This window comes from Chryseobacterium sp. Mn2064, from assembly GCF_049319685.1.
Taxonomy (GTDB): Bacteria; Bacteroidota; Bacteroidia; order Flavobacteriales; family Weeksellaceae; genus Chryseobacterium.
This window is the reverse complement of record NZ_JBMOUE010000001.1, coordinates 691,983-714,356: the sequence shown is the minus strand read 5'-3', so window position 1 is coordinate 714,356 and position 22,374 is coordinate 691,983. Positions and strand designations below refer to the sequence as shown.

Here is a 22,374-nt window from a genome sequence, read left to right as displayed (position 1 = left end):
ATTTTATGTCAACCTATTTTAATACAAACTATCTCTGTTTTACTTGGCCAATACCTGAGCTCGCTTCAGATTATCCGTTGCCTGTAAGATTTTATTCTTAAGAATTGAATTATAATTAGGGTTTTGATCTAAAAATTTCTTAACAATCTCCAAAGCTTCTGGTTTTTGATAGGTACTGAATGTAGATCGTAGCCAATTATCCGGAAAGAAAATATCTCCGGTTTTTTGAATTTCCTGCAAAAGTTCCAAAGACTTAGGAAGATAAGGCATAGAAGTCTTTTGCCTCAAAGGATGATGCAGATAGGCTAATGCTGCACCAACAGCCGATTCATTGGACCTGTTCTGCTTTTCTGAAAGTCCTTTGAAAAACTCATCTCTGATCTGTTGATCTGAAGAAGCTGCTTTCATAATGATTTTAAAACGGTTGATGCGATCCGGGTTTTTGATTCTCGTCAGCTGTTCCTGCAAGAGATCACGGTTATCTGCATTTCTAAGTGACAACGCAAGGGCAAGATTTGTAAAATCATCATCATTAAGCAAAACATCCTGTGGTGGAGTCTGGGATTTCCAGATGGTATACAAATTATCATACGCCTGGCGGTTTTGAAAAATGCCCTGATAGCAATCAAACAGAATTTTCTTATTGTTTTTGGAGGATTGATTGGGTAAGGCTTTCCAGATTGTATTTTCTAAGTCTTCGGATATTTTCAGTCTATTATTTTGGGATAAAAAATCCCAGTATATCGTAGAAATATAACCTGTGATCAAACGTAGATTAAGTTCTGTCGTTTCTTTTTGAAGCTGACCGGTATAAAAATTCAAGAGTTCCTGAGGTGATGTTCCTGAACCTCCCAACATATTTTCATATAAAGATATGTAAGCACTCGCCCTGTTGATAGGATCTTTTACCACAGAAAAATCAGACATCATCGCTGCATCCGTATTGAAAACTCCATACCCGATACCAGACGAATTCTGTAGAACAAAAAGAGGTTTTGCTTTTCCTTTCAATTCAGAGATTTCCTGTTGTCCTTTCAATAGTTTTACATTGACTTTTTCGATCTTGTTATTGGGATAAAATAAGCTTACTTCAAACTCCTGCGGCCATATTTTCTGTTCTTTTCCGTATTCCGGATGTTGAGATATTGTGAAACTTTCGATTTTATCGCCATTATATTTCACTTTATAATTAATAACAGGTCTTCCGGGATCATTCACCCAGACTTTATTCCAGGTTTGCAGATCCTGTTGCGTATGTTGATCCAGGATATCGATCAAATCCGGCCATGTTGCGTTGCTGTACGCATATTTTTTAAGATACTCTCCAATTCCCTTTTTAAAATCTTCTTCACCAATTAAAAGTTCCAGCTGACGCATCATAATAGGTGCTTTGTTGTAAATAATAGGGCCATACATCATCCCCGCATTCTGAAGATTATCCAAAATCTGACGAATCGGATTGGCTCCCAAAGTACGGTCTACAGAATAGGCTGCAGGAAAATGTGTCGTTAAAAACTTCAGATCATAAACGCTTTTATCAGAAGAAGCCCCCGTACTTTTATCAGCCATAAAATTGGCAAAAACCTCCTTCATCCATACATCGTTGAACCAATCCATGGTCACCATGTCTCCAAACCAAAGATGGGCCACTTCATGAGCAATAAGATTGGAACGGTTATTTAACTGATTCTGGGTTGCATTTTTATCTAAAAACAAGGTGGAATTCTGAAATAAAATGGCTCCGGGATGCTCCATTCCTCCAAATTGAAAATCGGGGACGGCAACCATTCCATGTTTTTGAAAAGGATGCGGAATATGAGTCCATTTTTCAAAATAGTTCAGAGAGTTTCTGTACAGTGAAAAAATAGAATTCATGCTGTTTTTAATTTTGACGGAATCTGTTTCCCGATACAGAATGTTAGAATCCTGTTTATCAATTTTCTCTGTGAAAGCTTTAAAATCTCCTGCCGCAAAAGAAAAAAGATAGGTTGGGATCAGGTCCGATTCCTCAAAATCCAACACTTTGGTTCCTTTTTCTACCCTTGTATTTTTAAGTTTTCCATTCGCAATAGCATTCCATTTTTCAGGAATTGTTAATGATAAAGTATATTTTGCCTTCAGGTTGGGCTGGTCAAAACATGGAAACATCGTTCGTGCCCTATCCGGGACAAATAAAGTATACAGATAACCATCACGTCTGTTCAATGCAGCATTTCCGGCAAGAAAATTAAAGTGAATCTGATTAAATCCTGAGTTCAGATATTGAGCATCAATGATGATATGCTCGTTTTCAAAAACAGGTTTTATAGTCACCCCATTCACCGATACAGAGATCAGCGAAGTAGTTTCTTCTTTAAAATCTAAAGCTAAAGGAGAATTGTTCTTCTTTTTATATTGAAAAGAAACGATTTCTGCTCCTGAAATTTTGTCGGTTTTGCTTTCGGGGATTTTCAGATTGAGATCATACTTAATATCACTTAATATACTCTTTCTCAACTGAGCCAGTTCATATGATACTCCGGGTTCTATCTTAGTCTGGAATTTTGTCTGTGCAAAATAACCACTACTGAAAATAACAAAAGATAATGCTAGTACACCTGTTTTCATAGATCAAATATAAGCATTGAAACAGGAATAAGCGTTCTATTTTTCTGCCGTTTTAAATGTTATCAAAAACTTCTCGTCTTTCAAAGGATAGCCATCTTTAGATTCAAATTTCTTATTTGACAGAACAAACTCATAGGTTTTATTGGGTTGAAGATCCATTCCCAAAACCAATGTGATATTATTATTTTCCAATCCTATGACTTTGGCAAGCGGAAAGCTTTCTTTTCCTTTTTCTGAAGTTTCTATGGAATAATGATCGGGCACAATTTCTTTTGAAAAAGTAATTTTTATTTCCTTAGTGGCAGGGCTCACTGTTTCTGAACCTACTGCAGGATCTGTTTTTACAACATAAAGCAGACTTTTTTCGTATTCTTTAAGCAGCTTTTCTTTGTTTATTTTTTCTTTAAAAAATTTTGATCGGGCCAGAAAATCTTCTACGGCATTATCGTCATTATAATTCAGTTCAATAATATCTTTTATTGCCTGTTTTTTGTCCTTAGCATTCTGATAATAGGATTTACAAATCTCATATCCTATATAGTAGCCTAAATCTGCGGCATCAGGTCTTTTTCTTCCATTATACAGCCAGTTGGTAGAATTGGTACTGAACATATCATTTTTAAATAAAGCCTTAAGCTGGTCTGCATGAGCCGCTCCGTAAGATAAATATTTGGTACGAAGAGGTTTCTGCATGACCAATTCCGTAATAAAATCACATGATCCTTCCTTTATACTGTGGTTCAAAACCCTTTTGCTTCTTCCGTTTTGCTGAGTATGGATATATTCGTGAATATTTAAAGAGACAATATTATCCAGTGATTGTTCGGCAAATACGCCTTTGAGCCATCCATTTTTAAACTCAGAAACATCAGTATTCGGAGTCCCCGTTGCAATTTCGGTACCTACCAACACCATATTTTTACTGACCGTTCCTCCGGAATTGAGGCCTCCAACAGTAAAATACATTTCAGCATCTTTCAGTTGGGGATATATTTCCTTTAATTTCGTAACAGATTTATTGAGCTCACTTATCTTCTCTTTTACTTTCAGCGTATTGGGTCTAATGGAATTCCAAAACTTTGGGTACCCATCTATTACTCTTACAAAAACAGTATCCGAGTATTCTCTTACCTCCATAAAGGTTTTGAGCCCTTTTGTTCCTTTACTGATATACAATTCGTTGATCAGGTTGAGCTTTTTAGAAAAATCGTCAGTTTTTTTAATCTGGTCATAAGCATTCCAGAAGTTATCAATATCTGAAGTAAATATGGTATTTGAATTCTGTGCGTGCACCCCTGCAAATGCAAGTGCGAAAATAAATGAAGTAATTCTTTTCATGGTTTTTTTTAGGTTCAGCAAGTATACACAGAAATATACTTGTGGACAAATTTTATTTTTCCCTGAAAAGACTGTTGCTTTTCATCTTAAAAAGCTTAAAAAACGTCTTATATTAGTCTATAATATTGATAAAAGAACTCATTTTTTCAATTATTTATATTAGTTCCAAATAATTTAAATTCTATCCATTAATTTTCATAAATATTTAATACTTTAGCTTAATAATTTAAACGAATGGGAATAGTCCTTAAACCAATTGATGTTGTAGATGATATTTCACAAGAAGATTTCCGTGAAAAATATCTAAAGCCATGTAAGCCAGTGGTAATCAAGAATATGGCCAGAAAGTGGCCTGCGTATCAAAAATGGACAATGGAGTACATGAAAGAGGTCGTAGGTGATGTGGAAGTTCCTTTATATGATAGTGCGAAAGCCGATCCTGCAGCTCCCATCAATACCCCGACTACAAAAATGAAGTTCAAAGATTATGTAGACCTTATTCAAAAGGAACCTACAGACCTGAGAATTTTCTTTTTTGATCCTATTAAATTCGCTCCGAAGTTACTGGAAGATTATGTCCCACCCAAAAACCTGATGGGAGGATTTTTAGATAAATATCCAAGTATGTTTTTTGGAGGAAAAGGTTCTGTAACGTTCCTTCATTATGATATTGATATGCCTCATATCTTCCATACCCATTTTAACGGAAGAAAGCACGTCCTTCTTTTCGAATATAAGTGGAAAACACGTCTTTACAAACTTCCTTATGCTACCTATGCATTAGAAGATTATGATATTGCGAATCCGGATTTTGAAAAATTCCCAGCACTTGACGGTATTGAAGGTATTGAATGTTTCCTTGAACATGGAGATACTCTTTTCATGCCAACCGGCTGGTGGCACTGGATGAAATACCTGGATGGATCGTTCTCTATTTCTCTTCGTGCATGGGACAAAAGCTGGGCCGTAAAAGCGCATTCTCTTTGGAACCTGACTGTTCAACGTAATTTTGATAACTTCATGAAAGGCAGATACAAAAAAAGGTATATGGACTGGAAGGAAAGAAAGGCCGTTGAAAGAGCCAATATTGCCCTGAAAAAAGGACTTCCCAAATAAGCAAATAGAAACTTCGTAATCTGATACAAGATATCTGATTTTTAAAGCCCAACAGTTTTATTTTCCCTGTAATCTAAATTTTCTTTAATTTGCACGGAATTAAAAAACACCTATGTTTGAAAAACTGATTGACAGCTTTGAGAAGCTTTGTCTGCAAATTATTATTGAAATACTGCTGGTTCCTGTAACGATATTCAAATTATTTCAGGAACCAAGACGGTGTTATGATTTTTCTGTACAAGAAATGGAAAAGGAAGAAACCGAACGCTTCCATGATTATCTCTCCCCTATCAAACTTTCGGTATACACTTCGGTTATCATCTCTATTATTTTAATGGATTACAGCGGAGAGCATAGTATGATCTCCGATATCAAAGGAGTGACCATGGTCGAAAAAGCCTTATTTATCTTTCTGCTCAATAATTTTACTGCGGTATTATTCACTGTTATTTTATTGGCATACAAAAAAGAAAAAGTCAACAGTGCAACCTTCCGGACCCTGCTTTTTTCCTTTATTTATACCACCGTATATACATATACCCCGGTGTTCATAGGCACGCTCTCTATCATGTTTATAGGAGAGACTATGGATATTCAATCTTATCTCGACCACTTCAAACCTTCGCGTTCCACAACAGGCGATTGGACTTTTATGATAGTCCTTCTTATAGTTCTGATCATTTTGTTGATTGGGATGATACAATTATTAAAGGCGCTCCATTATATTCTGAGAGAAAACTTCCCTCATCATCCTTATGTGATTTGGTTTTTTACTTTACTGTTTTTTGCCACACAGTTTTACTATATAACTAATTCTATTTAAGCGGAATGTAATATGAATTATATTTCTAAAAAATTCAGTCGTTATTTTTTGTCACATTTTCTTTGCTAAGTTTGTCTTAAAAAGAAATATCATGCAGGAAACTTACAAAAGGCTGCTCACCTATGCTTATAATATCACAGGATCTTACGAAGACTCACAGGATCTGGTACAGGATGTGATAGAAAAATATATTTCTTTGGATCAATCTGAAATTAAAAATGAAACGAATTTTCTGATAAAAAGCACCATCAATCATGCAATTAATTTTAAAAACAGGCACACCAGAAAGATGGTTTACGGAGAATGGCTGCCCGAGCCCCTTTCTTTTGAAAATGCAGAAAATAAACTCATCAGAGAACAAACTGCGCGTTATACGCTACTGGTACTTTTAGAAAAACTGAATGCCCGAGAACGCGCCGTGTATATCCTCAGGCAGGCTTTTGACTATTCTCACCAGGAAATTGCAGACACTCTTGATATCTCCGCAGAAAACTCACGGAAATTACTGAGCCGCGCAGCAAAGCAACTGGAAAATATACAGTACAAACCGGACCATATAGAACCGGCTTCCGGTACAGACATCCTCCAGAAATACCAGCTGGCATTGAGTGAAGGAAATATCGTCACTATTGAAAAACTGCTTATTGATGATATAAAAATTTCAGCAGATGGAGGAAAACGCATTCGGGTAGTTAAAGCGGTTGAAGTCGGAAAATCTGCTACAGCACAACTTCTGTCCTATGTGCAACAGCAGTTTCTGGGGAACAAGCCTCATACTTTCCATACTTTCAATCACCAACCGGCCATTTGTTTCTGGCGGGAAGACCGTATTTATAACTGTCACATTCTGGATATTGATTCCCAGGGATTCATCCGTGAAATCTATTCTATCGTAGATCCTGAAAAATTAAAAAGACTGCAATAACTGTCACATTCACGGAAAGCTGTGTGTCTTTAAAGAAAAAAATATGAACACACTTCTCAGAATCGACAGCAGCGTCAGAACAGAAAACTCCTTTTCCCGTTCATTAGGAGATTATTTGATGAAAGAATGGAAAGAAAAAAATCCGGATGGACTCATTATTGAACGAGATCTTGCGCGACAACCTGTTCCTCAACTCAATGAACAGACGGTAAATGCATTTTTCAGTGAAATTCCCGAAGCAGAAAGTACACGCCTTTCCGATGAGCTGATCAATGAAATTTACCAGGCTAATGAAATCCTAATTACCTCTCCTATGTACAATTTCGGGATCCCATCCTCATTAAAAGCTTATTTTGATTTGGTCGTGAGAACAAGGAAAACCTTTACAGAAAACATTACCCGAAAGGGATTACTGGAGAATAAAAAGGCTTATGTTATTTCCTCTATGGGCGGTATTCTTCAGGAAAAACGAAATCCTCTGGAAATCCATATTACACAGCTTCTTAATCATATGGGAATTACCGATATCTGCTATTTTCCATTAGACGGAACCGTGATTGAAACCAGAATCGCAGAGCTGGTAACTTTTCAACAGGCTGAAATTGTAAAACAATTCAATGAATGACGAATGCAACGGTTCCTCTGGAAAGCCCAACTCATCAGTTCTCTTCTCTTATCACCTGTGTACAGGAAGACGGAAAGTGACTGATCATCACAAATCTTCCTTCAATAAAAACCCAATAATGACTTTACTCATCCTGCAGCTTAAAACTGCAGGATTTTTTACTATTAAAGGAGACGACAATACCCAAAAAGCCCCTGAAATTCAAATCTTTTGCTTTATATTAACAATTATTAAAATAACCTTAACCTCTGCTTCAACTCTTTCTCCAAACGGACGTTTAATTTTGTTCTGTTTTTAATCTAATCAAAAGAAAGTGAAGAAAATTTTTACATCTGTTTTGTTTTGTGCCTCTATATTTTTCTATGCACAAACCGGAACTCTTTCAGGAAACATCAATGATGACGCTAAAATTGCTCTTCCGGGAGCTAAAATATCTTTAAGCCCGGGAAATATTTATACCACCTCCGATGAACACGGAAATTTTGTTTTCCTGAGCGTTCCTCCCGGTCAGTATACCATGAAGGTAGATTATTTGGGCTACGGCGTTCATGAATATAATGTTACCATAGAATCTGAAAAAAATACCCAGCAAAATATTGTATTCGATAAAAAAGAAACAAGTATTGCTGCCATTGTGGTTTCCGGAGCAACATTAAAAAACCAGGCGCGAGCTTTAAATAAGCAAAAAAACAATGCCAATATCACTAATGTTATTTCCTCGGATCAAATTGGCCGTTTTCCCGATGCCAATATCGGAGATGCTTTGAAGCGAGTTCCCGGTATTACGATTCAAAATGATCAGGGAGAAGCAAGAAACCTTATCATCAGAGGTCTTGCTCCCAATCTGAACTCTGTAACCCTGAATGGAGACAGAATTCCTTCTGCTGAAGGTGACAACCGTAATGTGCAGATGGACCTGATTCCTTCTGATATGATTTCCACCATCGAGGTGAATAAGACCTTAACACCTGATATGGACGCCGATGCAATTGGGGGTTCCGTAAATCTTATTACCAGAGCTTCCCCTAACGGACAGAGAATTTCTGCCACCCTTGCCGGAGGATATAACCCCATCAGAGAGAAAGGAAATTATACTGCTGGATTGGTATATGGTAACCGTTTTTTAAATAAGAAATTGGGTGCGGTATTCAGTTTTTCTTACAACAATAATAATTTTGGATCAGATAATATAGAACCTGTATGGAGCCAGGCAAATGATAAGGCTCAAACAGCATATATAAGCAAAATGGGAGTTCGTTACTATAATGAACACCGTATTAGACACAGTTTTGATCTTAATATGGATTATGAATTTAATTCCAAAAACAAGATCTACGCTTCAGCGATGTACAACTTCAGAAATGACAAAGAAAACCGTTTTGCTCTCGGCTATAAAATAAAACCGGTCTATAATACTGATGAGTCTGAAATTACAGGCTGGAAAGGAAGCATCACAAGACAAGTGAAAGGCGGAGATGCAGACAACGACAATACCCGTCTTGAAAAGCAGAAAGTTCAGAACTATGCCTTAAGAGGAGAACATTTACTGGGTTCAAAAGTAGATCTGGACTGGTCTATGAACTACGCTATAGCCAGTGAAGACAAGCCTCACCAACGTTATATAGAATTTGAAAACAGCAAGATGAACTTCTCGCCGGATCTTAGTGATCCCAGAAAACCTATCATTAACCTTCTGGCAGCAGATAATTTAGGAAGTTATAAGCTAAGTGATCTTTCAGATGCCAACAGTTTTACACAGGAAAAGGAATTTGGTGCTAAAGTCAATGTACGCTTTCCTCTTTCCGTTATCCAAGATCAAAAAGGAAGACTTCGTACCGGATTCCGCATGCGTTTGAAGGAGAAGGAAAGAAATAATGATTTTTACGCCTTTGAACCTATTGGCGGAATGGGAAGTCTGCTTTCGGTGCCGACAGTTTATCACGATGGAACAAACTTCCAGGCTGGAAATTATGTTCCGGGAACGTTTGTTGACCCTGCGTATCTGGGAGGATTGGATTTGTTCAACTCAGGTTTATTTAATGGTAAGCTGAAGCCTTCGAAATTCCTTTCAAACAATTATAATGCTAAAGAACAGATCTATGCAGGATATATCCGTTGGGATCAGGATTTCAATGATAAACTTTCCATGATTGTAGGAGCCCGTATTGAAAGCACGACCATTGATTATACAGGAAATTATGTTCTGAACGAAAGTGACCTCGTGGGAAAGATCACTAATACCAATACCTACACCAACGTACTTCCGAATATCTCCTTCAAATATGTTCCGGTACAGGATCTTGTACTTCGTGCAGCCTTTACAACGGCTCTCGCCCGTCCGAACTACTATTCATTGGTTCCTTATCTGAATGTTATTTCAGAAGATGAAATCGTTTCAGCAGGAAATCCTAATCTGAAAGCTACTTACGCTTACAATTTCGACTTCATGGCAGAAAAATATTTCAAATCTGTAGGGATTCTTTCCGGAGGAGTTTTTTATAAGAATTTGAAAGACTTTATTTATACTTTTTCCCGAAGAAATTATACGGCTAATGACTTTGCCAACGATTTCGCCGGACAATCCAACCCTATCCCGGCAGGAGAAAGCAACTGGAAATTCACTCAGCAACGCAATGGTAATAATGTAGACATCTATGGTTTCGAAGTTGCTTTACAAAGACAGCTGGACTTTATTCCCGGAGCATTCTGGAAAGGCATGGGAGTATATGTGAACTATACTTATACCCATTCAAAAGCAAAAGGAATTACCAATGAAGAAGGAGTTGAAAGATCAGATGTAGGGTTTCCGGGAGCCGCACCCCATATGTTCAACGGATCGCTTTCATGGGAGAACAAACGTTTTTCAGCAAGAATCTCTATGAATTATGCTTCTCATTATATTGATGAATTAGGCGGAAAGGCTTTTGACGACCGTTACTACGACAAGCAGTTTTTCCTTGATGCCAACGCTTCCTATAAAATTACCAGCCAGCTGAGAGTTTTTGCAGAAGCCAATAATCTGACCAATCAGCCGTTAAGATACTATCAGGGAATCCCAAGCAGAACAGCACAGGCAGAATACTACAGACCAAGATTTACGCTGGGGGTAAAATTTGATTTTTAAAAACATGAAAAAAATAACTTATTATATAGCAACACTTGCCATTTTTCCTTTTGTGATGAACTGCAAAGGACAGAATCAGACAGGAGAAAAACTAAAACCAACCGTTATTACAGAAACTGTCGTTCATGATACCGATGATCCTGCAATATGGATCAATCCGAAAGACACTTCTAAAAGTATCATCATCGGAACAGATAAAGACACAGATGGTGGATTGTATGCTTTTGATCTTCAGGGAAAGATTATTCGTAAAGTTTCCGGCCTTAAGCGTCCCAACAACGTTGATATTGAATATGGTTTCATCCTGAACGGAAAAAGTACGGATATCGCAGCGGTTACAGAACGTGAAACCAACAAAGTGAAACTCTATTCTCTTCCTGAACTGAAAGAAATTGGAGAATTTTCGGTATTTGATGGTGAAACAGAACGCGGCCCTATGGGAATTTCCATGTATAAAAATCCAGCAACAAAAGAAATTTTTGCTGTTGTAGGAAGAAAATCAGGTCCTAAAGAAGGCTATCTCTGGCAGTATAAACTTTCTGAAAAAAATGGAGCTGTAACCGGAGAAGTTGTCCGTAAGTTTGGAAAATACAGCGGCCTGAAAGAAATTGAAAGCATTGCTGTAGATGACGAAATGGGCTATATTTATTATTCTGATGAGCAGTTTGGAGTTCACCAGTATTATGCAGATCCGGCGAAAGGGAATGAAGAACTTTCGGTTTTTGGGAAGGGCGATTTCACTTCTGATGTAGAAGGAATTTCCATCTATCCTACTTCTAAAAAAGCAGGATATATTCTGGTCTCCAACCAACAGAATGATACTTTTAATGTTTATCTGCGAGAAAACCCGGCAAAAGGCAGAATTGCAGAAATACCGGTTTCAACTCTGGAAAGCGACGGTTCTGAGGTAACAAACGTCAACTTAGGCCCGCAATTTCCTAAAGGTGTATTTGTCGCAATGAGTAACGGCAGGATATTTCATTTATACGACTGGAGAATAATCGAAAAAAGAATTCAGTCAGAAATAAAGGCATCAAAACAGCCAAAATAAATTTTACTTTTACTTTTATTTGCCACAAATTCACTTTCGCTGTCTGTGAATTTGTGGCAATTTTCTATTTTAAAATAGTATAACAGACGCTTTATTTGTAAGTGCCGAACAATCTGTCCCAAATGGAAGTATAGAATCCAAAATTCTTCGTCTCGTCCTGATGATGATCGTTGTGAAATTTTGTAGTTCCGACAAAAAAGCGATCTAACCAAGCGGGGAAAAATTCTCTGTTCAAATGGCCTACTGTTCCCCAAATCAAGTTGATCAACAGGTAAACGGTAATAGAAATAACAGAAAAATCATGCGTCATCAATACAACTAGCATCATCAATCCAAAACCAATTGTTTCAAGAGGATGAAGAACAAAAAGACTCAGGAAATTGGTGCTTACATGTTCGTGATGTTTTCCGTGCAATATTTTGTATACAAAAGGCATATGGGCTGTGTAATGAAAAAAAAACATCAAAAGGTCCATCAGCAGTAACAAAGCGATTACTTCCAGGAAGATTTGAATTATTGACATTTTATTTCCAAGATCAATCCAGCCATTTTTCCATAAAAAAGCTCCAATTAACATCACAAGACTGTTACAGAATACAGTAAAAAGACTGAGGTAAAAGTCTGATTTTGTAATAGGATGATTCTCTTCCTGCAACTGGTTTTTCTGGCAGGTTTTGTCAATAAAAACATATAAGCCTATTGAAAAAAGATACAGGAGACCATTCATAATAAGACTGAATATCATCCACTGAGGCCAGGAAAACTGCCAAAACACATTGATATAATCAGAAAAATCAGTCTCATTAAAGTTCATAGATGCATTATAAAACGGATAACAGGGTTTCTTTAAAATTCAATATTTTAAAATCGGCAAGATCAAAATCCAGGGTTGCATTGTCATTGGTAAAAACAACCGTCCTCATCCCTGCCTCCTTTGCTGCTTTCAGCCCGGAATAACTGTCTTCAATGGCAATACAATGCTCGGGTTCCACGCCCAGTTTTTTTGCTGACGTAAGATATACAGCAGGATGTGGTTTTCCTTCTATTTCAAATTCTGATGAATGAATGGCATCAAAATAATCACGAATCTGAAGTTTTTCCAAAACAGCATCAGCCACCCGTAAAGGAGCGTTGGTAGCCAATCCAACCTTATATTCTTTCTCTTTAACCGTTTTGATAAATTCCTTTATACCATCCATAGCACAATCTTCCGAATGTATCATGTCAATCACTCTTGAGACAACTTCCTGTTCTACTGAACTCACATTCAGGTTTTCCCATGGAAATTTCTCATACCAAAACTCAGTCACTTCCTGAGTGGTCATATATTTGGTTTGCGCGGCTAATTCATCCGTTATCTGAACGCCATAGGATGAAAATACATCCATTTCTGCTTTTACCCAGAATCCTTCAGAATCCACAAGCACACCATCCATATCAAAAATTATCGCTTTCAAAGTCATCTTTCAATACAAGTATATGATGGATTACTGACTGATTTTATATACACAACGCTGCCCTCCGGAAATAATATGATCTATTCTTTCCACGGTATATTCCGGCCCGATTAATGACTGGAAATTTGACAGTTCTGCACGGCAGAATCCCTGGCATTCTGTAGCAGCAGCACATATTGGACAATGATTTTCAATCAGGAAATATTCTTTTCCTTCTTTTTTCCATTCTGCCATATATCCTTCTTTGGTTCGGGCTTGGGTAAGTACTTCAAGGCGTTTTTCCAGAGATTTTGCATTTGAAAGAGCCTTTTCATAACGATCGTGTGTATTTTTTTCCCGGTCGGTAATCAACAGATCTAATGCGTTCTCTCCTAGCAGATTTTTTACTGATCTTAAAAGCTGAACGGTAACATCGGCATGGGTATCCGGAAACTGCGCCAATCCTTTCTCTGTGAGCGTATAATAGGTTGTTGGGCGGCCAACTCCCTCACTTTTTACAGAAGGCTGAATAAGTCCTTCTTCCGCCAGGTTAAGTAAATGCTTTCTCGCACCTTCCTTTGTAATGGACAGTTCTTCGGAAATAAGGAGTGATGTAGCTTCTCCCCTCATTTTCAAAAACATCAAAATGCGATCCGCTGCCGGCTTTTTCATTTGAACAATTTTTAAGTTGTTTTATTTTTCAACAACAAATATAGTCATTTTCTATAATCTTTACCCAAACACTTTAAATCAATTATTTACAGCTATTTATAAAGTATTTTTCCAAAATATATAAAACAACCAAAAAGTTGTTTTATTAAAATATATTGTTACCTTTGTCCAACATTAATCAAAAAAATAAATGCAATGAAACCATTTACATTACCTCAGTTACCGTATGCTTATGATGCATTGGAACCCTTTATAGATAAAGAAACGATGACCATCCACCACCAACGTCATCATCAGGCTTACGTTGATAATCTGAATGCTGCTTTAGAGCAAACCAATGAGACTCATCCCGATTTGGAACTTTTGTTACAAAGAATCAGTGAATACAGCCCTGCGATAAGAAATAATGGTGGCGGCCATTACAATCACTCTTTATTCTGGGAAATCCTTTCTCCAAAGCCAAAATTACATCCTGAAGGACCACTTAACGATGCTATTTCATCCACTTTTGGAAATATTGAAACTCTTAAAGCTGAAATGAAAAAAAGCGGACTGGCTCAGTTTGGTTCCGGATGGGTTTGGCTTTATGTAAAATTCAACGGATCTCTGGCTATAAGTTCTACACCTAATCAGGATAACCCTATGATGGATGTACTTTCAATGAACAGAGGTTTTCCGATTCTTGGAATTGATGTATGGGAACACGCCTATTATCTAAACTATCAAAATAAAAGAGCAGATTATCTCGACAAATTCTGGTCTGTGCTGGATTGGTCTGCTGTAGAAAGAAAATATGAAGAAGCGCTCTTAAAAGTACGATAATAATCATCCTCTTATGAATCAGGAAATTTTCATTAACAAAGCAAAAACCTCGGGCATTATTGCTCTTGATCTTTTAGACTACAAACCTACGACCGAAATAGTGGAGCTGGATATTAAAGACCACCTCTTTATGGGAATGATTGTCAAGGAGAAGGAGTTTAAGGCATCTATTGCAGAGGTGGATTTTTCCATTTACAACGAAAAAGCAGTGGGCATCATCTGTTCTACTGAAGCGATCATCCCGCCATGGGCCTATATGTTTCTGATGGAAAAATTATCGCTGTATGCCGCGTACGTAGATTTAAACAATTCTGAAACCATTCTTCTTGATCTCTGGAAACGACGTCTGATCTATGCAGATCTTAAACACTTTAAAAACCAGAAGGTAGTAGTAAGAGCTAATGCAGATCATGATCCTGCCCTTTATCTCCTGGCGGCCGGACTTCTGAAACCTTTGGTTAAAAGTCTGATGTATGGAGAAATAGGTCTTCCAAAAGTAATTTTCAAAACATAAACAACATGAAAGCAATCATATTCAACGGATCTCTGGAAAGAAGAACTGAATCTACTTCAGGAACTATTTCAGGGTATTTAGCAGAACGTCTGAAAATGTTGGGCATCCATACCGATATTTTTACCCTTGCCGACTCTGGAATTCCTTTATTTGATGTTACTCTTACCAAAACACCACTGGCAGTAGAGCGCATGACTCAAATGTTTAGAGATGCCGAGCTTCACTTCTGGCTGGCACCGCTTTATCATGGTGGAATCCCAGGCGTTATGAAAAACTGTCTGGACTGGCTTGAAGTAACCGCCAACAATTATGATCCTTATCTCACCGATAAGACTGTAGGACTTGTTTGTTGGGCAGATGGTCTTCAGGCTATGCAGGGAATCAATGCTATGGATGCGGTGGCAAAATCCCTGAGAGCGTGGCCACTCCCCTTCAGTGTTCCTATTGTTCGATCTTCTTTATTCGATGATGATAGAAAGGCCATTTCGTCTCTCTATACAGATAAATTTAATAGACTCATCGATATTGCCACTACTAAAAAAATAGAAAAAATCACCATAAACCATTCTTAACATGATAGAAACAGATATACTGATCATTGGTGCCGGCCCTGCAGGGTTATTTACAGTTTTTGAAGCCGGGCTCCTTAAAATGCGGTGTCACATCATTGATGCATTACCCCAAATGGGCGGCCAGTTATCAGAATTATATCCCAAGAAACCCATCTTTGATATTCCTGGATTTCCAAGTGTACTGGCCGGAGAGCTGGTTGATAATCTTTATGAACAGATCAAACAGTTTGAACCAGGTTTTACCTTCAATGAAACAGCGATTCATCTACTGAAGCTGGAAGAAAATCTTTTTGAAGTGATTACAGATAAAGGAACAAAACACCGAGCAAAAGCGGTTATCATCGCCGGCGGTTTAGGAAGTTTTGAACCTAAAAAGCCTCCCATTGAAAATATTTCTGAATATGAAGATTCAGGAGTCAGCTATTTTGTAAAACATCCTGAAGATTATGCCGGCAAACGTGTTGTCATTGCCGGTGGTGGAGATTCTGCCTTAGATTGGGCCATTCATCTTGCGGAAATAACTTCTTCACTTACTTTAATTCACAGACGAAACGAATTCAGAGGGGCGTTGGATTCGGTAGAAAAGGTGAAAAAATTAAAACATGAAGGAAAGATCCATCTTATAACTCCCGCAGAGGTTATTGGACTGAAAGGAAATGATTCGTTGGAAGAAATTGTTATTGAAAAAGAAGGCTCTGTTCAAACCATAGAAACTGATTATTTTATTCCTTTATTCGGATTGGTTCCTAAACTTGGGCCTCTTGCAGACTGGGGACTGGAACTTGAAAAAAATGCAATAAAAGTAGACAACAGTACCGATTTTCAGACTAATATCCCCGGTGTTTACGCTGTTGGAGATATTAATACCTATCCATATAAAATGAAACTGATCCTTTGCGGATTTCATGAAGCAGCCATAGCCTGTCAGAGCATTTATCAAAGACTTAATCCTCATAAAAAGTTTGTATTAAAATATACAACGGTAAGCGGAATTGAAGGTTTTGACGGAACAAAAAAACAAGCCGAAAAACAAGTAGTAGCAACGATTGGCTAATCCTATGAAGAATGAAATTACAATCATCGTAACGGATCAGGAAGGAAACAAACATCCACTGATCTGCCCTACAGATATGGGACTTACCTTAAAAGATATCTGCAAGGCCTATGATCTGCCCATGGAAGCCATGTGCGGAGGAATGGCCATGTGTGCCACCTGTCATTGTTATATTCCCGATGAAAATGAGGTGCTGTCTGAAAAAAATGAGGTTGAAGAAGCCCTTCTCTCCGAACTTTTCAACACAAAAGAAACCAGCAGGTTAGCCTGCCAGATCTACCTTACCCATCAGATGGATGGAATTTCTGTACAAATTGTTGCAGATTAACAGATTAAAAATAAAAGTTTGCACAGTTTATGATATATCTAAATTGTTGAAACTGCTTTAATTAAGTTGAGTAGGGATTTCTGCAGTATCCAACTGAAGAAGTCCCTTTTTAAAACAATTGAAAAAACAAATAATATGGCTATAAAAATAACAGATGACTGCATCAATTGTGGTGCCTGTGAACCCGAATGCCCCAATTCTGCCATTTATGAAGGAGCGATCGACTGGCGCTGGAAGGATAAAACAAAGCTTTCCGGGTCTATAACTTTTCCGGACGGCACAGAAGCAGACGCTAATGCCTATAATCCAGCCATTTCTGATGATGTTTATTACATTGTTTCAGGAAAATGTACGGAATGTAAAGGTTTCCATGAAGAACCTCAATGTAAGGCAGTATGTCCTGTAGACTGCTGTGTAGATGATCCTGATCACCGGGAAAGTGAAGAAACATTATTAAATCGTCAGAAATTCATGCATGAAACTTAAAAACTATTACACATTAAGTACAACCCACTAATTATTTGTAACAATAATTCAATTTTCCATACTTATCGGGAAATAAAATATCATTAATAATTTAAACACCCTATTATAAATTATGAAACCGATATTACTTTTTCTCGTGTTGCTGCCTGTTTTCTTATTGAGTCAGACAGATGTTCAGAAAATTAAAAACGAATATGTCCGACTGATAGAAAAATCCAACTATGGCAACAATCCTAAAGCCGGAAAATATTACGACGTTAATGGAATCAGGATGTATTGTGAAACCTATGGCCAGGGCCAGCCTTTGCTTCTCATCCACGGAAACGGTGGCTCGATTGTAGATTTTTCCAAACAAATCCCTTTTTTTTCAAAAAAATACAAAGTGATTGTTGCCGACAGCAGATCGCATGGAAAATCAATAGACAAAGGAGATGCGCTCACCTATGAAATAATGGCCGATGATTATGCAGAGCTTCTGCACAAAATGAAGATTGATTCCGCAATGGTTATTGGCTGGAGTGATGGAGGAATCAACGGACTTCTGTTGAGTATGAGACACCCGGAAAAGGTAAAAAAACTTATTGTAACAGGGGCTAATCTACGACCTGATTCTTCTGCAGTGCAGAAGGATGTTTTCAAAAGAGTAAATGCTAATTATACGAAATTCAAAGATCAGTTTGCCACCAAAAAGGACAAAACAGATCTGGATTATCAAGTTCTCAAATATAAAAGATTATTGAGTGAACAGCCCAATATTAATCCAAAAGAGCTACATCGAATTAGCATTCCTGTTTTGGTGATCGGCGGAGATCATGATGTTATAAAACCGGAGCATACCCTGGAAATTTTCAGAAATATTCCCAAAGCCAATTTGTGGATTTTGCCCAATTCCGGGCACAGTACATTAATTGTGTATACAGATGAGTTTAATACAAAAGCGGATACTTTTTTCAACACAAAATTCAGAACCATCCAAGACCGGGATCGTGAATTTTAATCATAAAAAGGGTCTTACCAAGTCTGTATGATAGGTGTAGCCTTTGTCAATTTTATATTTATATTTCTAATCAACAGAAAAGACGGGTGTGAATCCGTTTTTTTTCATTCATAAACCGATGTTTAGAACGTTTAGATCATCAATTTTCCAAAAATATGTAATCAAAGAAATAGAACGATACGTTTTATCTTTTCAAACAATAACAAAAGAAGAAAGACTTTTCTCAAGATTATTCAACTCATTGATCATTAAACACAATTTGGCTATGATCTTAAGAGGATTCAAAAATGATCACAAAGCTCAGTATTGTGTTTTATTTTATAAATTTGCCAACCGGATTATTTGATTTTTTTATATATAAGAAGGAAGATTTCTCCATGAAAAAAGACTCTGGATTATCTTAATAAAGAGAACATATTCAAAAAGATCAAAAAGGATACTGTCCTATACAATTTAATATTAACTGATATCATCGAGATATAAATGAACAATTACAGACATTTTATTATTTATGCACTCAGCATGTTCTTATTCTTTTTAAGCATTGATTCGCTGAAAGCTCAGGAACACAAAATGGACCGCCCTTCTGTACATGGTATGCTACTGCTTGGCAATAGTTCCCTCTATGGTTCTCATTTACCCATGTTTCACAGTCCGCACGATTATCAGGTATTATTACAGTTAAGCATTAACGATAAAGACAAAGTAGCCTATATTAAAGATCGGATCGGTCATCCTGACGAGAAAGTATATACCTTAGAGCCAGAAGTTTTTGTTTTGCCGGAAATTCTTGAAAGTAGAAAATCGTTTAAGGGAAATATTTATAGAGGTCATTTTGAACGTGGTGGAGTCGAAATTTTGAAAAACATCGAAGTACATATTGATAAAATCCTTTATTTTAAAAAATTAAATCCTTTAGCAACAAAGGACAAGCTTCCCACTTATTTACTATTTGGAGATCAGAATGAACAGTTTATAGCCCATTCCATCAAAGCCCAACCGGATTTTGATCAATTGCTAAGCACACAGACAAAAAACACTACAGTTCTTGATTCATTGAAGAAAGGAAAGGTTGTTGAGATTCAACTTCCGGATTTTGATTATAAGAAAACATATTTGAAAAAGGAATCAGGACTGTTATTAAATGGCGAAAAACTGAACATTACTAACTCTCAGCAGATTTATATTGAATTTGATGATTTAAAGTAACCTCATCAGAAGATCTTAAAGAATATTATATTTCAATTTCGGCGGGCTTTCAGCCCGCCGAAATTCTATCATTTATTGACTTTATTGATCAGCCAAAGCTTATTCTCCTTTCAATTCGCTGTATATTTTTTGAGTAAAAGGAGCTTCCACATCCAACTCTTTGGCATACTGCAAAATAGCTCCTGCAAACAGTTCCAGTTCGTTCTCTTTTTTTCCCGAATTAATATCAAGCTGTAACGAGGTTGGGGTTTCAAAAGGAAATGTAGCCGCTTTTTCAAAGGTTTTCTCAATGATATCTTCTTCCAGCTTAATTCCTTTTCTGTCTGCAATGACCTTCATTTCTTTCATAATTTCTGTGGCTTGATGCTTCTGTTCTTGATCTGCACAAACGGTTCCTATGGAAGAATTGTGCTTTGCAGTTACCAATCCGAAACTTGCAATAAAGAAAAATTTGGTCCAGATATCCGACAGTGAATTCTCTTTAAAATCAAAATCAATTTTACTTTCAGCAAGCATATCTGTAATCCAGTTTACATCTACCGAAAAATTCTGAGGATCTCTCCCGACAATCATTTTTCCGGCTTTTCCTTTATGTTCTACCGTTCCTCTGTTCTTAATGTGGGAAGCAACATAGATACAGGTAGGTAATATGGTATTTTTTGGTATTACTTTTCGAATTCTGTCATAAATATCAGCTCCATTCATCATCGGAAGCAAAACAGTATCCGTATCAATCACTTCTGAAAGCTGTCTGCATACATTTTCCAAATCATATTCTTTTACACAGATGAGAACCAGGTCAGGATTTTTGATCTCTGCGATGTGTTCTGCTATAACATTGGGATAAGTTCTGTCATTAGGATGCTCCGGAGACAGAAGAATGAGGCCGTTTTCTTTTACTTTATTATAAGTTTCTCCTCTGGCTACGAAAGAGATTGTATATTTTTCGGAAACTTCATTGGTCTGATTTATTTTAAATCCAAAATATCCTCCTACTCCCCCTAATCCTACAACGACAATATGTTTTTTGTTCATGAAATTATTTTTGACAAAGATGAATGAGAAATATCAAATGATCACTTGACAAATGAAAAGAAATTATATTTTATGGATCTCCCGTCTTATCCGGCTCAGAGAGCTGTCTTTAATTCCCAGATAGGACGCAATGATTTTCAGAGGAACGTGGCGGAATATATCCGGGTCTTTCTTCATCAGATTGGCATATCTTGTGGAAGCTTTTTGACTGGCCATTTCAATCAGCCGGTCGTGAATATTATAATAATTGAGAACAAAAAGAAGTCTGCTGAATTCTCTGAATTCAGGGATATTATGAAAATTATGCTGAACATTTTCCAGACCTGTTTCCCAGAAAACACAGTCGGTAACGGTTTGATACACTTCCTTGGCAGGCTGCTGTCTGAAAAAGGATAAAAAATCATTCACAAAACACGGCGCCGCATAAATATGAGTGGTAATTTCCTCATTATCTTCGTTGATGATATAAGATCTTACATATCCTTTCTCCAAAAAGAATGTTTTGGTACTGATAACGTCTTTGTCCAGCAGCACGGCGTTGGCTTTCAACTCAAAATGTCCGAATGTTTCCGTTATCTTTTCAACCACCTCATCTTTAATGCTGAATAACGAGTGAAAATAGGTATTAAGTAATGATTTATCCATTAATAATAGAATAATAAATCTGTTTAAATGATCTAAAATAGTGATAATTCTTTGAAAAAGATGACAACCGGGAAAAGATAAGAATATTGAGTAGGAAGTCTGAAGAAAGAGAATGCATCTTACTCTCAGAATGGGTATGTGTGAAAAAAGTTAAGTCTTTACCCTATGAATATGTAAAGACTTAAATTTTTTCGATATACTTATCAACATTAAGTACAAAATCATTTTATCAGTTATGGGAAACCGTAACGGTATTCAACATGAACAACTGATTTTTTCACTTTCGATAAAACCTTTACTTTTCCAGCATCGTAAAGTCATTATTTTTAACATTATAGAAATAGTGCATCCCATTGCACGAACAAAAACAAAAGAACACAAAACAATGATATTCAAATACATAATTTCAAATTACCTCTAATAAATATCATTTAATTTCTATCGAAAAATTTTAAATTTCATCCTGATTTTGAACATTTTTAAGAGGTTTTTGGTTAGAACATGAACAGATAAAAGTTCTACATTTGCTGTATCGATGAAGAAGTCCTTCCACATATCACTTATTTTTCTGCTTATCCCGTTTTTCACTGTAATACTGGGACTTGTCAGCAGCAAAAAAAGTATCGGCAATGTATATTCTTCACCAAATAAAGTGGGTGTAAGTGTTTCTGAATCTCTTCAGCAGCATGACGTTTCATTTGTTGCTTCTCTTACAGAAAACGACTTTGATATCGATAAGACTTTCTGGGATGTCCCTTTTATTATTTTTGGAAAAAATACATTTTTCTGGGGAACATCATTCCATTCTAAACCGACAGTACATTGTGTTTCAGAGTCTGTACACGATTATCATCTTCCCCGGTATCTTTTATTTCATAATTTAAAGATCACAATCTGATCCTTTCCCATAATAATTCAGGCAGCAAATAGTATTCTTAAACAAGTTGCAGCCAATTTCTCATAAAGGTTATCTGAAAAACACCGGATAATCAGTT

23 protein-coding genes are annotated in these 22,374 nt (G+C 36.8%); 16 read left to right on the top strand and 7 right to left on the bottom strand.

The annotated features are described in order from the left end of the window. Window positions 1–39: 39 nt before the first annotated feature. Entirely contained in the window at window positions 40–2,607 is a 2,568-nt protein-coding gene (locus ACL9RH_RS03035) for a M1 family metallopeptidase (RefSeq protein ID WP_422691859.1), read from the bottom strand. A 36-nt stretch (window positions 2,608–2,643) separates the two neighbouring features. Further along, window positions 2,644–3,945: an Ig-like domain-containing protein gene (locus tag ACL9RH_RS03030; RefSeq protein WP_422691858.1), complete on the bottom strand. Its 1,302-nt coding sequence runs from the start codon at window positions 3,943–3,945 to the stop codon at window positions 2,644–2,646. A 234-nt stretch (window positions 3,946–4,179) separates the two neighbouring features. Between ACL9RH_RS03030 and ACL9RH_RS03025 the strand changes: the two genes are divergently transcribed. From ACL9RH_RS03025 to ACL9RH_RS02995, 7 genes are all read left to right on the top strand, one after another. Next, entirely contained in the window at window positions 4,180–5,061 is an 882-nt protein-coding gene (locus ACL9RH_RS03025; RefSeq protein WP_422691857.1) for a cupin-like domain-containing protein, read from the top strand. A 112-nt stretch (window positions 5,062–5,173) separates the two neighbouring features. Then, window positions 5,174–5,884 carry a hypothetical protein gene (locus tag ACL9RH_RS03020; protein WP_422691856.1) on the top strand — a complete coding sequence of 237 codons (711 nt, stop codon included), beginning with the start codon at window positions 5,174–5,176 and terminating at the stop codon, window positions 5,882–5,884. Between the two features lie 91 nt (window positions 5,885–5,975). Then, a complete protein-coding gene (locus ACL9RH_RS03015) occupies window positions 5,976–6,809 on the top strand; it encodes a sigma-70 family RNA polymerase sigma factor (RefSeq protein ID WP_422691855.1) in 834 nt (277 codons plus the stop codon). Between the two features lie 43 nt (window positions 6,810–6,852). After that, window positions 6,853–7,434, top strand: coding sequence for an FMN-dependent NADH-azoreductase (locus ACL9RH_RS03010; RefSeq protein ID WP_422691854.1), 582 nt, complete (start codon window positions 6,853–6,855; stop codon window positions 7,432–7,434). Further along, complete coding sequence (locus ACL9RH_RS03005) at window positions 7,427–7,732, top strand: hypothetical protein (protein WP_422691853.1); 306 nt, start codon at window positions 7,427–7,429, stop codon at window positions 7,730–7,732. Before ACL9RH_RS03010 ends, ACL9RH_RS03005 begins: the two co-directional genes overlap by 8 nt. 15 nt (window positions 7,733–7,747) lie before the next feature. Then, a complete protein-coding gene (locus ACL9RH_RS03000; protein WP_422691852.1) occupies window positions 7,748–10,558 on the top strand; it encodes a TonB-dependent receptor in 2,811 nt (936 codons plus the stop codon). A gap of 55 nt (window positions 10,559–10,613) precedes the next feature. Then, complete coding sequence (locus ACL9RH_RS02995; protein WP_422692651.1) at window positions 10,614–11,609, top strand: phytase; 996 nt, start codon at window positions 10,614–10,616, stop codon at window positions 11,607–11,609. Window positions 11,610–11,700: 91 nt separating this feature from the next. Here the strand turns inward: ACL9RH_RS02995 and ACL9RH_RS02990 are convergent, their stop codons facing one another. From ACL9RH_RS02990 to ACL9RH_RS02980, 3 genes are read right to left on the bottom strand one after another with little or no spacing between them, the layout of a single operon-like run. Continuing rightward, on the bottom strand, window positions 11,701–12,423 hold the full coding sequence (locus ACL9RH_RS02990) for a sterol desaturase family protein (protein WP_422691851.1): 723 nt from the start codon (window positions 12,421–12,423) through the stop codon (window positions 11,701–11,703). Between the two features lie 7 nt (window positions 12,424–12,430). Further along, window positions 12,431–13,072, bottom strand: coding sequence for a hexitol phosphatase HxpB (gene hxpB / locus ACL9RH_RS02985; protein WP_422691850.1), 642 nt, complete (start codon window positions 13,070–13,072; stop codon window positions 12,431–12,433). Between the two features lie 24 nt (window positions 13,073–13,096). Further along, the gene (locus tag ACL9RH_RS02980) at window positions 13,097–13,717 is read right to left on the bottom strand and encodes a helix-turn-helix transcriptional regulator (protein WP_422691849.1); all 621 of its coding nucleotides are present in this window, start codon (window positions 13,715–13,717) and stop codon (window positions 13,097–13,099) included. Window positions 13,718–13,912: 195 nt separating this feature from the next. On the opposite strand from ACL9RH_RS02980, the gene ACL9RH_RS02975 reads away from it, so the two are divergent. The 8 genes from ACL9RH_RS02975 to ACL9RH_RS02940 all read left to right on the top strand — a co-directional run bounded on the left by ACL9RH_RS02975 (window position 13,913) and on the right by ACL9RH_RS02940 (window position 19,699). Continuing rightward, window positions 13,913–14,539, top strand: coding sequence for a superoxide dismutase (locus tag ACL9RH_RS02975; protein ID WP_422691848.1), 627 nt, complete (start codon window positions 13,913–13,915; stop codon window positions 14,537–14,539). A gap of 13 nt (window positions 14,540–14,552) precedes the next feature. After that, window positions 14,553–15,053 carry a DUF2480 family protein gene (locus tag ACL9RH_RS02970; protein ID WP_422691847.1) on the top strand — a complete coding sequence of 167 codons (501 nt, stop codon included), beginning with the start codon at window positions 14,553–14,555 and terminating at the stop codon, window positions 15,051–15,053. A 5-nt stretch (window positions 15,054–15,058) separates the two neighbouring features. After that, a complete protein-coding gene (locus ACL9RH_RS02965) occupies window positions 15,059–15,625 on the top strand; it encodes an NADPH-dependent FMN reductase (RefSeq protein ID WP_422691846.1) in 567 nt (188 codons plus the stop codon). 1 nt (window position 15,626) lies between these two features. Further along, window positions 15,627–16,679, top strand: coding sequence for an NAD(P)/FAD-dependent oxidoreductase (locus ACL9RH_RS02960; protein ID WP_422691845.1), 1,053 nt, complete (start codon window positions 15,627–15,629; stop codon window positions 16,677–16,679). 4 nt (window positions 16,680–16,683) lie between these two features. Next, complete coding sequence (locus ACL9RH_RS02955) at window positions 16,684–17,007, top strand: 2Fe-2S iron-sulfur cluster-binding protein (protein ID WP_422691844.1); 324 nt, start codon at window positions 16,684–16,686, stop codon at window positions 17,005–17,007. Window positions 17,008–17,142: 135 nt separating this feature from the next. Then, window positions 17,143–17,493, top strand: coding sequence for a 4Fe-4S dicluster domain-containing protein (locus tag ACL9RH_RS02950; protein ID WP_422691843.1), 351 nt, complete (start codon window positions 17,143–17,145; stop codon window positions 17,491–17,493). Between the two features lie 112 nt (window positions 17,494–17,605). After that, on the top strand, window positions 17,606–18,490 hold the full coding sequence (locus tag ACL9RH_RS02945; protein WP_422691842.1) for an alpha/beta fold hydrolase: 885 nt from the start codon (window positions 17,606–17,608) through the stop codon (window positions 18,488–18,490). 483 nt (window positions 18,491–18,973) lie between these two features. Then, window positions 18,974–19,699 carry a hypothetical protein gene (locus ACL9RH_RS02940; RefSeq protein ID WP_422691841.1) on the top strand — a complete coding sequence of 242 codons (726 nt, stop codon included), beginning with the start codon at window positions 18,974–18,976 and terminating at the stop codon, window positions 19,697–19,699. Window positions 19,700–19,798: 99 nt separating this feature from the next. On the opposite strand, the gene ACL9RH_RS02935 is transcribed toward ACL9RH_RS02940, so the two are convergent. Together ACL9RH_RS02935 and ACL9RH_RS02930 are read right to left on the bottom strand one after the other, a co-directional pair. Beyond that, entirely contained in the window at window positions 19,799–20,734 is a 936-nt protein-coding gene (locus ACL9RH_RS02935; RefSeq protein WP_422691840.1) for a ketopantoate reductase family protein, read from the bottom strand. A 63-nt stretch (window positions 20,735–20,797) separates the two neighbouring features. Continuing rightward, on the bottom strand, window positions 20,798–21,379 hold the full coding sequence (locus tag ACL9RH_RS02930) for a Crp/Fnr family transcriptional regulator (protein WP_422691838.1): 582 nt from the start codon (window positions 21,377–21,379) through the stop codon (window positions 20,798–20,800). A gap of 535 nt (window positions 21,380–21,914) precedes the next feature. Between ACL9RH_RS02930 and ACL9RH_RS02925 the strand changes: the two genes are divergently transcribed. Then, on the top strand, window positions 21,915–22,277 hold the full coding sequence (locus ACL9RH_RS02925) for a hypothetical protein (RefSeq protein WP_422691837.1): 363 nt from the start codon (window positions 21,915–21,917) through the stop codon (window positions 22,275–22,277). Window positions 22,278–22,374: the final 97 nt, after the last annotated feature.

What these genes read in the sequence shown, in the direction of transcription:
- hxpB (WP_422691850.1), bottom strand. Translation starts at nt 13,072, where the DNA reads ATGACTTTGAAAGCGATAATTTTTGATATGGATGGTGTGCTTGTGGAT.
- ACL9RH_RS02995 (WP_422692651.1), top strand. Translation starts at nt 10,614, where the DNA reads ATGAACTGCAAAGGACAGAATCAGACAGGAGAAAAACTAAAACCAACC.
- ACL9RH_RS02970 (WP_422691847.1), top strand. Translation starts at nt 14,553, where the DNA reads ATGAATCAGGAAATTTTCATTAACAAAGCAAAAACCTCGGGCATTATT.
- ACL9RH_RS02980 (WP_422691849.1), bottom strand. Translation starts at nt 13,717, where the DNA reads ATGAAAAAGCCGGCAGCGGATCGCATTTTGATGTTTTTGAAAATGAGG.
- ACL9RH_RS02925 (WP_422691837.1), top strand. Translation starts at nt 21,915, where the DNA reads ATGAAGAAGTCCTTCCACATATCACTTATTTTTCTGCTTATCCCGTTT.
- ACL9RH_RS03025 (WP_422691857.1), top strand. Translation starts at nt 4,180, where the DNA reads ATGGGAATAGTCCTTAAACCAATTGATGTTGTAGATGATATTTCACAA.
- ACL9RH_RS03035 (WP_422691859.1), bottom strand. Translation starts at nt 2,607, where the DNA reads ATGAAAACAGGTGTACTAGCATTATCTTTTGTTATTTTCAGTAGTGGT.
- ACL9RH_RS02975 (WP_422691848.1), top strand. Translation starts at nt 13,913, where the DNA reads ATGAAACCATTTACATTACCTCAGTTACCGTATGCTTATGATGCATTG.
- ACL9RH_RS03015 (WP_422691855.1), top strand. Translation starts at nt 5,976, where the DNA reads ATGCAGGAAACTTACAAAAGGCTGCTCACCTATGCTTATAATATCACA.
- ACL9RH_RS03020 (WP_422691856.1), top strand. Translation starts at nt 5,174, where the DNA reads ATGTTTGAAAAACTGATTGACAGCTTTGAGAAGCTTTGTCTGCAAATT.
- ACL9RH_RS02965 (WP_422691846.1), top strand. Translation starts at nt 15,059, where the DNA reads ATGAAAGCAATCATATTCAACGGATCTCTGGAAAGAAGAACTGAATCT.
- ACL9RH_RS02955 (WP_422691844.1), top strand. Translation starts at nt 16,684, where the DNA reads ATGAAGAATGAAATTACAATCATCGTAACGGATCAGGAAGGAAACAAA.
- ACL9RH_RS02930 (WP_422691838.1), bottom strand. Translation starts at nt 21,379, where the DNA reads ATGGATAAATCATTACTTAATACCTATTTTCACTCGTTATTCAGCATT.
- ACL9RH_RS03005 (WP_422691853.1), top strand. Translation starts at nt 7,427, where the DNA reads ATGAATGACGAATGCAACGGTTCCTCTGGAAAGCCCAACTCATCAGTT.
- ACL9RH_RS02950 (WP_422691843.1), top strand. Translation starts at nt 17,143, where the DNA reads ATGGCTATAAAAATAACAGATGACTGCATCAATTGTGGTGCCTGTGAA.
- ACL9RH_RS02990 (WP_422691851.1), bottom strand. Translation starts at nt 12,423, where the DNA reads ATGAACTTTAATGAGACTGATTTTTCTGATTATATCAATGTGTTTTGG.
- ACL9RH_RS03030 (WP_422691858.1), bottom strand. Translation starts at nt 3,945, where the DNA reads ATGAAAAGAATTACTTCATTTATTTTCGCACTTGCATTTGCAGGGGTG.
- ACL9RH_RS02940 (WP_422691841.1), top strand. Translation starts at nt 18,974, where the DNA reads ATGAACAATTACAGACATTTTATTATTTATGCACTCAGCATGTTCTTA.
- ACL9RH_RS03010 (WP_422691854.1), top strand. Translation starts at nt 6,853, where the DNA reads ATGAACACACTTCTCAGAATCGACAGCAGCGTCAGAACAGAAAACTCC.
- ACL9RH_RS02945 (WP_422691842.1), top strand. Translation starts at nt 17,606, where the DNA reads ATGAAACCGATATTACTTTTTCTCGTGTTGCTGCCTGTTTTCTTATTG.
- ACL9RH_RS02935 (WP_422691840.1), bottom strand. Translation starts at nt 20,734, where the DNA reads ATGAACAAAAAACATATTGTCGTTGTAGGATTAGGGGGAGTAGGAGGA.
- ACL9RH_RS02960 (WP_422691845.1), top strand. Translation starts at nt 15,627, where the DNA reads ATGATAGAAACAGATATACTGATCATTGGTGCCGGCCCTGCAGGGTTA.